The sequence below is a fragment of the Winkia neuii subsp. neuii DSM 8576 genome (genome assembly GCF_000420405.1).
In the GTDB taxonomy this organism is placed as follows: domain Bacteria; phylum Actinomycetota; class Actinomycetes; order Actinomycetales; family Actinomycetaceae; genus Winkia; species Winkia neuii.
This window is the reverse complement of sequence record NZ_ATUW01000002.1, coordinates 216,665-228,842: the sequence shown is the minus strand read 5'-3', so window position 1 is coordinate 228,842 and position 12,178 is coordinate 216,665. Positions and strand designations below refer to the sequence as shown.

Annotated in this window: 10 protein-coding genes; 7 read left to right on the top strand and 3 right to left on the bottom strand. The window is 56.5% G+C overall.

The window, feature by feature from the left end; genetic code table 11:
• The first annotated feature begins 86 nt into the window (after positions 1 to 86).
• The 6 genes from G437_RS0102765 (at position 87) to G437_RS0102740 (ending at position 5,639) form a co-directional block, all read left to right on the top strand.
• Positions 87 to 350: a DUF1540 domain-containing protein gene (locus tag G437_RS0102765; protein WP_024331075.1), complete on the top strand. Its 264-nt coding sequence runs from the start codon at positions 87 to 89 to the stop codon at positions 348 to 350.
• Positions 351 to 498: 148 nt separating this feature from the next.
• Positions 499 to 1,476, top strand: coding sequence for a siderophore ABC transporter substrate-binding protein (locus G437_RS0102760; RefSeq protein WP_024331074.1), 978 nt, complete (start codon positions 499 to 501; stop codon positions 1,474 to 1,476).
• A complete protein-coding gene (locus tag G437_RS0102755; protein ID WP_231782342.1) occupies positions 1,463 to 2,470 on the top strand; it encodes an ABC transporter permease in 1,008 nt (335 codons plus the stop codon). Before G437_RS0102760 ends, G437_RS0102755 begins: the two co-directional genes overlap by 14 nt.
• On the top strand, positions 2,467 to 3,426 hold the full coding sequence (locus G437_RS0102750; RefSeq protein WP_024331072.1) for an iron chelate uptake ABC transporter family permease subunit: 960 nt from the start codon (positions 2,467 to 2,469) through the stop codon (positions 3,424 to 3,426). Before G437_RS0102755 ends, G437_RS0102750 begins: the two co-directional genes overlap by 4 nt.
• The gene (locus G437_RS0102745) at positions 3,423 to 4,181 is read left to right on the top strand and encodes an iron ABC transporter ATP-binding protein (RefSeq protein WP_024331071.1); all 759 of its coding nucleotides are present in this window, start codon (positions 3,423 to 3,425) and stop codon (positions 4,179 to 4,181) included. Before G437_RS0102750 ends, G437_RS0102745 begins: the two co-directional genes overlap by 4 nt.
• 66 nt (positions 4,182 to 4,247) lie before the next feature.
• Positions 4,248 to 5,639, top strand: coding sequence for an amino acid permease (locus G437_RS0102740; protein WP_024331070.1), 1,392 nt, complete (start codon positions 4,248 to 4,250; stop codon positions 5,637 to 5,639).
• Here G437_RS0102740 and G437_RS0102735 read toward each other — a convergent pair.
• The gene (locus tag G437_RS0102735) at positions 5,622 to 6,422 is read right to left on the bottom strand and encodes an alpha/beta fold hydrolase (RefSeq protein ID WP_024331069.1); all 801 of its coding nucleotides are present in this window, start codon (positions 6,420 to 6,422) and stop codon (positions 5,622 to 5,624) included. The two genes, G437_RS0102740 and G437_RS0102735, sit on opposite strands and share 18 nt — an antisense overlap.
• The gene (locus G437_RS0102730; RefSeq protein WP_024331068.1) at positions 6,423 to 7,550 is read right to left on the bottom strand and encodes a 6-phosphofructokinase; all 1,128 of its coding nucleotides are present in this window, start codon (positions 7,548 to 7,550) and stop codon (positions 6,423 to 6,425) included.
• 217 nt (positions 7,551 to 7,767) lie between these two features.
• Here G437_RS0102730 and G437_RS0102725 point away from each other — a divergent pair, with 217 nt between their 5' ends.
• Positions 7,768 to 9,189, top strand: a complete 1,422-nt coding sequence (locus G437_RS0102725; protein ID WP_024331067.1) for a sodium:proton antiporter — start codon at positions 7,768 to 7,770, stop codon at positions 9,187 to 9,189.
• 72 nt (positions 9,190 to 9,261) lie between these two features.
• Here the strand turns inward: G437_RS0102725 and G437_RS0102720 are convergent, their stop codons facing one another.
• On the bottom strand, positions 9,262 to 12,027 hold the full coding sequence (locus tag G437_RS0102720; RefSeq protein WP_024331066.1) for a coiled-coil domain-containing protein: 2,766 nt from the start codon (positions 12,025 to 12,027) through the stop codon (positions 9,262 to 9,264).
• Positions 12,028 to 12,178 lie beyond the last annotated feature (151 nt).

Below are 12,178 nucleotides of genomic sequence, written 5' to 3'. Positions count from 1 at the left end.
GACTGGAATCAATGTTCTTTTAGAAAACTTTTTTCGTTGTCGCTGGGGCATACTGAAAGTGTCAAGAACTTCTGAAAGGAAAAGACATGTCTGCTCCAGCTATTGCTTCCTGCGCCGCAACCGACTGCTCCTTCAACCACGGCGGCTGTGCGGCCCCGATGGTCACTATGGGTACCAAAGCTTGCGTGACTTTTATCGACCTCGACAAGAAGGGTGGGCTTCCTACCCTCACCCCGCAGGTGGGTGCTTGTCAGCGCGCGGATTGCGTGCACAATGACAACCTGGTTTGCGATGCTGCCGGCGTAAAGGTTTCTTCCGACGAGACCTGCCTGACCTTCCAGGCTCGCTAAAGCGCGCAACATCTACTTGGCCCCTCCAGCTGGAGGGGCCAATTATTTTGCCCTGCTGCGGGGTGAAAGGTTTTTTATTCCCCCCTGGATTAATTCAGTCAAATAGGTTAGCGTAGGCTTGCCTAAATTGATCTAAGGAAGGATTAGGATGCGTAAAATCGCAACAGCTGTAGTTGCGTTTGCAGCCACGGCGGCAATGCTGGCAGGCTGCTCTTCAACGAACGATGCCAAGGACGACGGGGCCGGCCCCCCAGCTAAAGAAGGGGCTTTCCCGGTAACGGTAACTCATGCCTCGGGTAAGACTGAAATAAAGAAAAAGCCTGAACGCATCGTGGTCCTGGACATGGCCGCCCTCGACACGGTAGATGCGCTAGGGGAGGGCGACAAGGTAGTCGGAACTGTAACTAAATCAGTACCCTCTTGGCTGAAAGACAAGTACAAGAATGCTACTTCGGTAGGGTCCCTGAAGGAACCCGACGTCGAACAGATAGCCAAACTCAAGCCAGATCTGCTGCTGATCGGGGCGCGCAGCTCCTCAATGTACGGTGAACTGTCCAAAAATTTCACCACTATAGACGCGAATGTTGACTGGCAAAAGCCCAATTACTCGGAGCAGGTAGTTGACCAGGTGCGCCAGATCGGATCCGCCCTCGGCAAGAAGGACGAGGCCGAAAAACTCGTGGGGGCAATGAAAGACAAGATCGCCAAGTACAAAGACACCGCCAAAGGCAAAGGCAAGGCGCTAGTACTGATGGCAAACGAGGGCGAACTTTCGGTTCACGGCCCCCAATCCAGGTGGGCTCCCATATATGACGTTTTTGGCTTTGAAGAAGCCACCACCGACTACACCCCCGACGAAGGGCACAAGTCAAAGAAGATTTCGTTTGAGGCAGTAAAAGAACTAAACCCCGACTACATATTCGTAGTAGACCGAGCCAAGGCAATCGGCAAGGACAACGGGGCAACCCCGGCAGAGAAGCTGTTAGACAACGAACTGGTGAACTCCACCAAGGCTGCTCAAAACAAACACGTCGTGTTCCTAAACCCGGAGCGGTGGTACATAGTAATGTACGGCGCCAACAACTACCAGGCAGAGCTCGACGAAATCGCAAGTGCCATCAAATAATTTGCCGGAAAGACAAAATAACTTCGCCGAGCCACGGGTGCTGTGGCTCGGCGGAGCCACGCTAGCGGTACTAATCCTGGTATTCGTTTCGATTGTTACCGGGGCAGCAAAAATGTCGCTCGGGCAGGTACTGACCGGGCAGGCAGACCTAGATCAGCTGATGGTTCTAACCGTATCGCGGCTGCCGCGCACGCTCGCCCTCCTCTTGGCAGGATCAGCCATGGCGGTGGCCGGCCTAGTAATGCAGCTAATGGTTCAAAACCGCTACGTAGAACCTGCCACCACAGGAGTCACCGAATCGGCGGGACTAGGCGTTTTGGTGGCCGTCCTATTTTTCCCTACCCTTGCCATGTGGGCACGCATGCTAGTTGCAGTCTGCTTCGCGCTGGCCGGGACCGCGTTGCTAATGGGGCTCGTGTCCTCGCTGCGCTACCGCGACCCGATCGTGGTGCCGCTACTCGGCATAGTTTTGTCAGGGATAATTGGCGCTGCCTCCACGTTTTTAGCCTGGCAATTTGAAATGCAAGGCATGCTAAACCTATGGCTGACCGGAGACTTTTCGGGAATCATAAAAGGACGTTACGAACTGCTCTGGGTAGTAGCAGCAATGTGCGTGCTTGCCTACCTGTTCGCCGACACCTTCACCGTGGTGGGGCTGGGGAAAAATTTCTCCGAATCCCTAGGGGTGAGTCACCGCGCTATAACCGCCCTCGGGCTGGCAATAGTAGCAACCGTTGCCGGCGTTAGCACCGTCGTCACAGGAACACTGCCATTTTTGGGCCTTATAGTGCCGAACTTGACCTCGCTGATACTAGGCGACTACATGCGCCGGTCCCTGCCACTAGTAGCGTTAGGGGGAGCCTTCTTCGTGCTCGTCTCGGACATTATTGGCCGCACCCTAATAGCGCCAGCCGAAATCCCCGTGGGGGTTGTAATGGGTGTAATTGGGGCCGCAATATTCATTGGCTTCTTACTGAAGACGGTGAAACGATGAACCGTCGCTACCGCCTCACCCGCAATCGCACCCTAATATGCGCCGCCCTAGCAGTAGCTGGAGCAGCCTTCTTCGCCCTCTACGACGCCCTAGACTTTTGGCAGATAATTGGGCCGCTGCGCCTTACCCGCCTTGCAGCGCTAACCATAGTGGCAATTGCGCTCACCACCTCGACCGTTGTGTTTCAGGCCGTAACCCAAAACCGGATTCTCTCGCCCGGAGTGATGGGATTCGACTCCATCTACGTGCTAACCGCAACAGTGGGCACATTCTGCCTAGGGGCACAGGCTATAAGCCGGATTCCAGCGACAGTCTACTTCGCCTCCAACGCACTGGTGATGATGGCCGTGGCAACCGCCATGTTCGTATTCTTGATTTCAAAAAATACCCGCTCACTGCACCTACTCGTGCTAGTAGGAATCGTAATGGGCACCCTCTTTCGCTCGATATCGGCGATGCTCGGATTCATAATGGATCCAAACGAGCTACTCAGCGTGCAATCGCGAACCACCGCCTCCTTCGCCCTCGTGAATAAAGAGGCACTGGCGGCGGCAGCAGTGATCACAGCTGCAACCTGCACCTACATATGGCAAAAATCTCCCACGTGGGATGTGCTTTCCCTAGGGCGCGACATTGCGGTCGAACTAGGAGTCGAATACAAGGCGGAAACCCGCAAAGCGCTAGCGGCCTCAGCGCTACTAGTGGCCTGCGCCACCGCCCTCGTAGGGCCTCTAATGTTCTTCGGGCTGCTGGTAGTAAATATTGCGGTCTACACGGTGCACTCAGACAGAATCCGCCCCCTCATCCTGGCAGGCGGCTCACTGGGAATACTAATACTCGCAGGCGGGCAAGGATTGCTAGAGCACGTCCTGAACTCCGAAACCGTGCTGCCGGTACTAATCGAGCTAGTAGGCGGACTAGCCCTCCTAGTGCTCATATACAAGGACTCCAAATGATCGAAATTCGCTCACTCACCCTAGACTACGGCGCGTGTCCGGTAGTCGAAGATTTAAACCTAGACCTACCAGACGAAGGCCTGACCGCCCTGATCGGGCCAAACGGAGCAGGAAAATCCACTCTGCTCGCCGCCCTCGGCAGGCTGCACCCAAAAACAAAGGGAACAATAAAAGTTGACGGCACCGAACTTACGGACTGGAACAGCGCAGAACTCGCAAAAACTTTAGCCATCTTGCGACAAGAAAACCATCTGGCAGTGCGCCTTACCGTAGCCGAACTAGTGATGCTTGGCCGGCACCCCCACAACGGGGGGCGCCCCCGAAAAGAAGACCGCACAAAAGTTGCCGCCGCGCTGCAAACGGTGCAAATGGTAGATTTCGCAGACCGTTTTATAGACGAACTATCCGGGGGGCAACGACAGCGCGCCTTCGTAGCTATGGCCCTGGCGCAAGACACCAAATACCTGCTCCTAGATGAACCCCTCGCCGCCCTCGACATGCACCACAGCAGACAAATGATGAGGCACCTAAAAAACATTTGTGCCAAAGCTAACCTTGCAGTGGTAGTAGTCATACACGACGTGAACACGGCCGCCACCTACGCAGACCAAATGGTGGCCATGAAAAGCGGGAAAATCTGCGCCAAAGGCACGCCCAGCGAAGTCATGACCGAGCAGACCCTGCAAAAAATTTACGACGTTGAGGTAGAGGTAACCCACCTGTCGGGCCGCCCGATCGCAATGCCGCTGCCCTAAGAATTCTGCCTTGCATGAAGCTTTCGTTAGTATAGCTAGGTAGAAAAAGCAGTAGAAGGAATGGCGATGGCTGAAAGAACCCAACTAGAACGCCGCCTTACCAGCCCCCAAGTGGCAATGATCGGCCTCTCTGGAGCTTTGGGCACAGGCCTGTTCTTGGGGTCAGGATCCACAATTGCGCTCGCGGGGCCGGCAACGGTCATCAGCTACGTTCTAGCTGGTGCCTTAGCTTTAGAAATCGTGTGGGCGCTAGCGGAAATGGTGTCGGTACACCCGGTACCCGGCGGGCATGGGGCCGTAGCCGGCGCCTATCTGGGTCGCATGGGCGGCTACGTTGCGCGCTGGAATTTCGCCATCCAATCTTTTATTGCGGTGGGGGCCGAGGTCGTGGCTACAGCCACCTATCTTCAGCACTGGTTTCCGGGTCTCAATTTGGGCGCAGCTACCGCAGGCTGTTCGCTGTTTGTGGTCGGACTCAATTTGGCAACGGTGCGGTTGTACGGAGCCAGCGAGTACTGGTTTTCGATGATTAAAGTGGTTGCCATCAGTGTGTTCATCCTGTTGGGACTGTCTTTGATCCTGTTCGGGTGGCCTTCCGCGAATCCGCCTACCGGCTTGTCTAACCTGACGCGCCACGGGGGGTTTGCTCCCTCTGGCATCGGTGGTATTTTGCTGGCGGCTTGCACGGCGGTGTTCTCGTTTGGGGGCATCGAGAACGTGTCTACTTCGGCGGCGGAATCGGAGCATCCGGAAAAGGACATTCCCAGGGCTGCCAGCGCGATGATATGGCGGCTGCTGCTGTTTTACGTGCTGGCTGTTGGTGTAATCGTGGCGATGCAACCTTGGAGCCACACGGCCGCTAGCGATGGTTCTATTGAGTCCTCACCGTTTGTGCACGCGCTGGACAACGCCGGGGTACCTGCGGCTGGCCACATCATGAACGGGGTGCTTATCGTGGCGGCGTTGTCGGCTGCAAACGGCTGCTTGTACGCCTCATCGCGCATGTTCCATTCGCTTGCCTTGGACAAGATGGCGCCTGCTTTTGCAGGTAGAACCACCGCCTCAGGCACGCCCCGCGGAGCAGTGCTGATTGCCTCCACGGGTATGGTTGCCGCTTCCTTGCTGGCAATATTTGCCCAGGAGTCTGCGTTTAACTACCTCATGGGTTGCGCCATCTTGGCGATTTTGGTCACCTGGGTGATCATTTTGGTAACCCATTTGAAGTTCCGCCAAAAGAGGGCGGGGCGGCCGGCGGGCCCGGCCCGTCTTTGGGGAGCGCCCATAACTAACTGGCTCGGCATTGTCGCTTGCCTGGGGGTATTTATTTCGCTGCGCTGGCAGATGCCCGTGGTGTGGTGGGCAGGAATTCCGTATTTGGTGTTGCTGTGCGGGTCTTATTTCGTGTTGCGTGCTTTCCGGCACATTCCCAAGCCGGCTAGCTTACCCGAGGGGCATTAGGCTTGCGGTAGAGCGCACAAACAGTTCGTCTAGGGCCGCCGGCTGTCCGTGACCCATGCCCTCCACTAGAGTCATTTTGGCTCCCGGGATTGCTTCGGCTAGGCGGCGGCCTTCAGAAGGGGCGATCACTATGTCGGCACTGCCGTGAATTATGTGGGTGGGTATTTTCAGTTCCCCGAGCCGGTGGTACCAGGGCGGGGTGGTTTCCATAGCCCGGAGTTGGCGTTGCAGGCCTTGCCAGCTCACGCCTCGCTCGTAGTTTGTTTTCGCGAGGGCGGCCAATTCCGTTTTGTCCCAGGGGTAGGCGGGCCCCGCGATTGCCTGCAGGGAGTGTTGATACCACTCCAGGTACGAGGAGAGGCCGGTAAAAGGGGTGGGGAGGGGCGGACTAGGTGGGCGTGGGTGTTCGGTAGCAAATGTGTAGAAAAGCCCGAGGCCGCGCACGTCCTGGGGAAAGTTTAGAGCCAGCAGTTGGGCAATGGCCCCACCCATGGAGCGGCCAGTAACCACGGCGGAGGAGCCGAAGTGCGAGATCAGGGCGTGCACGTCGGCGGCCATATCCATAAGCGTATAGGGGGAGCGGATGCGGCAGCTGCGCCCCACATCCCGGTTGTCGAAACGGATGACAAACAGCCCCTTTTCGGCAAGCCGCTGGCAGTAGCTCTTGGGTGTTGAAACTAGTTGAGCACCGTGGCCCTCGATATTTACAACTAGCGGGTTATCTGGGCACCCGAAGGTTTCGACGCACAGGTCGATTCCGCCGAGTGCCACGAGCCGTTCCATTTAATCCCCCAGGCAGGTGCCTACGTGCCGGGCTGCCGAGACCCAGGGGTGATCCTTGGGTACGGTTTTTAGATTGCCGGCCACGTCTTTCAGGGGCACGGCTTGGGCCGATTGGCCCTTGGCTGCAACGGTTATCCCATACTTGCCGGCGGCAACTAGATCCGCACCTGCCCCGCCTAACAGAGTCCCGAGCAGGCGATCTTCTGCGTTGGGAGTGCCTCCCCGCTGTACGTAGCCAAGTACGGTAACGCGGGCCTCCAGCCCGGTGGCAGCTTCGAGCTGCTCGGCTAGTTTGAGGGCGTTGCCGCGGTGGGCTGCCTCGAGCATAGAGCGGTGTTTCTTGGCCGCAGCCTTGGCGTTGGCGTTGGAAGCGCCGTCGATAAGGGCTTGGGCTGCGGCGTAGTCGGCGGCGTCTGAGAGTTCGCGGGCGCCCTCGGCGATTGCGACTACAGAGAAGGGGTGCCCGTTCTTTGCGCGCTTAGAAATTGAGGCGGCTACCGAGTCAATGGAGTAGGGGATTTCGGGAAGCAGAATAATATCGGCCCCGCCCGCAATACCGGAGCCGAGCGCCAGCCAACCGGCTTTGTGCCCCATAATTTCCACTACGATGATCCGGTGGTGGCTGTGGGCCGTTGAGTGTAGCCGGTCGATCGCATCGGTGGCGATACCAAGCGCGGTAGAAAAGCCGAAGCTGGTGTCCGTGTGCGCAATGTCGTTGTCGATGGTTTTGGGCAGGTGAATAACGTTCAAACCCGCCTTCGCTAGTCGGTGGGCGTTTTTAGCGGTGCCGCCCCCGCCAATCATCACAACCCCGTCGAGGCTGGCGGCTTCACAATTTTTCAAAATTGTGGGGATCATGTCTTCTTTGCCGTTGCCTACGTCCATCTTGTGGGGCTTGTCCCTGGAGGTGCCAAGAATGGTGCCGCCAACGGTAAGGATGCCGGAAAGGGAAGCGGAGGTTATGGGCATAGTCTGATTTAGGGCCATGCCGCGGATGCCTTCGCGAAATCCCACAAGCTCCATGTTGTGGTGGCCGATGGCGGCTTTGCCAAAGCCGCGAATTGCGGCATTTAGACCAGGGCTGTCCCCGCCCGCAGTTAGGATGCCGATGCGTTTCTTTTTGGACATGCTCTTCCCTTCGCTGGACCAGGTTAACCCTACCGTACGGAAAGTGTGCTCGTGCATGGGGAGCAGCCATGCCCGAACTAGGTGAGTACGCTGCGGCATGTAGCGGGTGGCTTCGGTCCTACGGAAGGGGGAGCCTAGCCGGTTTTTGGGTGGGTAGTTTTTAGGAAGAGTGGGAAATTATTCGCCCTTGCTAAATATAGGGTTTAGAGTGGGAGCGATGAGTAATACTGTACCCGCATGGATGTTGATCCCCTTTGTGGTGATGCTGCTATCCATTGCCATAATTCCCCTTATTCCAGCAACAGCAAAGTTATGGGAGGACTGGCGTTTCCAGCTGACCATAGCCTTAGTCTTGGGCGTTCCGGTTGCTATATACATGGCCGTCAATTTTGGGCTCATGCAGGTTGCCGACACCGCCTTTGAATATTTCCAATTCATTGCGCTACTGTTCGCCCTCTTCGTGGTGTCGGGCAGTATTTATTTGGAGGGCGACATTAGGGCGACGCCCAAGAACAATTCGCTCTTTTTGGCCATTGGGGGCGTTATCGCCTCCTTCATTGGTACCACCGGGGCAGCAATGTTGCTGATCCGGCCGCTGCTGAACATCAATTCGGAGCGAAAGCACAAGGCGCAGACTGTAATTTTCACAATTTTGATTGTGGCCAACAACGGCGGTTTGCTAACCCCGCTTGGGGATCCGCCGCTATTTTTGGGATTCTTGCGAGGGGTGCCGTTTACTTGGACATTCCACCTGATCCCCGAATGGTTCTGCATTAACGCGCTGCTACTTATCACTTACTTCGCGTTAGACACCAAGGCCTATGCTCTGGAGTCTGTCGAGGATCTGAAGATGGACGACACAAACATCACCCCCATAAGGGTGCGCGGGGCAATAAACTTCATTTTCTTCGCCCTGATCATCGTGGCCGTGGCAGTTGTGCCGTCTATGAACCTGGAGGCCATCGAGCACGGCACCGCCGCCTGGCACGAATACCTGCCTCTACGCGAGATCGTGTTTGCCATAGCGGTCATTGGTTCGTTCGTTTTCGGTTCTAAAGAGATCCGCTACAAACTCAACGAGTTCACCTGGGCTCCGATTGTCGAGGTCGCAGTGCTGTTCATCGGCATCTTCTTGACTATGATGCCGGCACTGAAATATTTGGCCCAGATCGCTCCGAAGCTGCCGCTCAACGAGGTGACGTTCTATGTCTTTACGGGCGGGTTGTCGAGCTTCCTAGACAATGCCCCCACCTACGTGACTTTCTTCGAGATGGCAGCCCAATTGGATGGGGGAGCCAAGGTGGCGGGCGTGCCCGAGGCTTACCTGGTGGCTATCAGCTTGGGTGCAGTAACTTGCGGCGCCATGACTTACATTGGCAATGGCCCCAACTTCATGGTCAAGTCTGTTGCCGAGGCGAACGGCGTGAAGATGCCTTCTTTCGGGGGCTATATCGGTTGGACTTTGCGCTACTTGGTGCCGGTGCTTGCCGCCATGGTGCTGATCTCTATTGCCGAGGGCGCAGTGACCAGCGTCATTGGTTTTGTCGTAGTTTTGGTGGTGCTTGGCGAGGCCGGGTGGATCATTGCCCACGCCCGCAAGAGCGAGAACCACCAGCTGCTGCGTGAGGGCAAACTGTAGAGACAAAAATAATCTGGGTGTGGGATCGGCTTTTGGCCGATCCCACACCCAGTTAAGGGCTGTTTGCAGGGACTAGGATTCCTTGCGGGAACGGTGTAGTGCCGTGCCCGCGCTTAGCGCTAGCAGGGCACCTACCGCTAGGGCAGTTGAAGCTGAACCAGTGTGTGCTAGCGTTGGCGATTCGTTTGCCTGTTTCCCGGATGTGCGGCTAGCCTTCGCAGGCTTAGAAGTGGCCGCTTTTACGTGCTTGGGCGAGGGGGCCGAGGGGACCTTGCCGGCCTTAGCAGGCTGGGCCGGCACAGTAGCACTCGGTTTGCCCGCGGGGGCGGATTTTGCGGGGGCAGGCCGACTCTCTTCGCTTCCCTTAGGAGGTATAACTTCGGGAGTGGCCGGAGCTACTAGCTGCAAACGCAACTTCAAGTACGCCAGTTTCGCCTGTGCTCTTTCGATTTGTGCCGGCAGGTTAGCTTTCGTTGCGCTTAGGGAGGCTATATCGTCCTTTAGCTGCTTTAGGGCGCGTTCAGCCTCTTTCAGCTTTTCCTGCAGGCCCTGTGGGCTAGCTGCTTGCTGCTTTGCCAGCTTGTCCTTTGTGGCCTGTACCACCTGGAGTCTATCCTGTAGCTCCTGCTGGGCAGCCTTCACCTGGTGGATGTGTGTGCGCAGTGTTTCGGCGGCTTTGTCTGCGGCCTGTGAGGCTGCTTCGTGAACCGCTTGGCTTTGGGCTAGAGCAGCTTGGGCCCGGCCTTTTTCTTCTGCGGCTTTTTGGAAATCCTTCAGTGCGCGAGCGGCCTCGGCCTTTGTTGCCTCGTAGTTCTGCAGCGCCTTGCTAATCTCAGCTAGTTTTTGGTTGGCAGCTTGCAGATCTGCCTGGGCCTTGGCTAAACCGGTGGAGGCGAAGGCTGCCGTTTCGTCCTTTTGCGCCTTGGTAGCCTTCAGAGTGTCTAGTTGCTGTACTGCCTTTGCATTTGCAGCCGTGGCTTCTGCCTGGGCTGTGCGGGCCTCTTCTAGATCCTTTTCTTTCTTCTGCAGGTCTACCGTGGCCTCCTGAATGCGGATCTTATTTTCTTTCAGCTCGCGCTGAAGGCGTTCTATGTCCTTGTCCTTCGTTTCGACTATGGCCTCTTGCGCGTCCAGTTCGGACTTGATCCGTACGGCTTCTTGCTTTGCCGCGTCGTGGTGTTTTTCTGCTTCCGTGGGGGCCTTAGCCTTTTCCAGGGCGGCTTTTGCCTGCTCTAGTTCAGCAGAGGCCGAGGTGAATTGAGGCAGCAGCTGGTCGCGGGTTTGCTTTGCCTCAGCGTGTTTTTCTGAAGCCTGCCTGCGAGCCTGCTCAGTAGTGGTAATTGCCTGCCCTAGCTGCGCCTGGTTGGCTTTAGCCTTGGTGTAGGCGGGCTGGAGGGCGTTGATTTGGCCCTGCATTTGCTGGGCCGCCTGCGAGGCCTGCTGGTGAATCGATACGGCTGTCTCGAGCTTGGCTTCAGTGGCAGCTAGCTGCGTGTTTGCTTCTTGCAGTTTTTGCTGGGCGGCGGCGTATTCCTTCTGGTTTGTCTTGTCAGTCTTCGCGAGTGCTGCCTGGGCGGCATCCCGCGCGGCTGTCAGCGCGTTCTTTTCTTGTTCGAGGCGCGCCGCATTGATCAGTTCGGTGTCTGAGGTTTGCTTGGCGGTGCTTTGCTGAGCAACCAGCCTCTCGTGCTGGGCAATAGTTTCGTCAGCCTGCTTCTTAGCCTCGGCAGCTGCGTCGTAAGCAGATTCAGCAGCCTTTAGATCCTTGTCTGCTGCGTCTAACGCATCTATGGCTTTCGAGACTTTGTCGTGGGCTGAATTGAAATCTTGCTGCTTTTTTTCTAGAGCCTTCTGCGCATTGGCGACAGCCTGCTTTTTTGCTTCGCGGGAAGCGTTGACGGCTTTCTGCGCCTCTATCTGCCGGGCGGTAGCTTCAGAGAGGGAGTCCGTGAGCTTTTGCGTGTTAGCATCTGCGGACTGCCGATCCGCCTGGGCTCGCCTTAGAGCTTCTTCCTTTTCTGCCTTTTCGCTGGTGGCTGCCGATTTTTCTTTTTCTGCTGCCTGCTGGCGGGTCTTTGCCTGCGCTAACTCGTTGTTCTTTTCAGCTAGCGCTGCTCCCTTAGTAGCTGCCTCCGCTTTTGCGGCAGTGAGCTCATCTTCAGCACGTTTGGCTTCTTCTAAGGCCCGCTCTTTAGCGGTCTGAGCCTCGGCGACGGCCTCCTGCTTCTTCTCGGCCTCCGCCTTTGCAGAAGTCTTTTCGGCTGCTAGCTGACCGGCGTCTTTGCCCTTTAGTTTGCCCTCGACCTCATCTTTGGCAGCGCGGGCTGCAGCCTCAGCCTTGTCTGCTGAATCCTTGTCGGCGACAGCTTTCGCTAGGTTGGTAGCTGCGGCTGTGAGCTTCCTCTGAGTGTCAGCTACCGCATCCTTGTAAGTTTTGCCGGCCTCCGCTAGAGCCTGCACGCGCAAGTTGGCCTGGTGAGCCTCTTGCATCGCCTGGGTGAGATAAGCCTTGGTCTGTTCTATTTCTGCGCTATTGTCCGCGGCCTTTTTTACCGCCTGCTTCGCTAGGGCAACTGCTTTAGTGCGCGCGTCCAATTCTGCCTGCGCGTTCTTCAACTTGCCCTCAGTGTCCTCCACTGCCTTGTGAAGGGAAGAAAGTTCTGCCTCAGCTTGCGCAACCTGCTGCTTGAGGTCGTTAGTTTTTTGCTCGCTGCTAGTTGCCGCTTCCGTCTTCGGGGAATTCTGCTGGGGTGATGGTGCAGCCAGGGCGGCGGGGCTCAAAAGCGACAGAGAAGCCCCCACAGCGAGGGCAGGTACAACGATTTTAGAGGGGTTCATTTTAGTGAGCCTTCCGGGTTTAGATTTGTTTCTACAAGATCGAAAGACTACAAGAGTAATTTTTGGTTGGTAAAGCCATTTAGGGCGGAAATAGCTTTTTCATGGAAAAGTCATAGGAAACAAATTCCGCCTTCATAAAATTCCTCCAAAA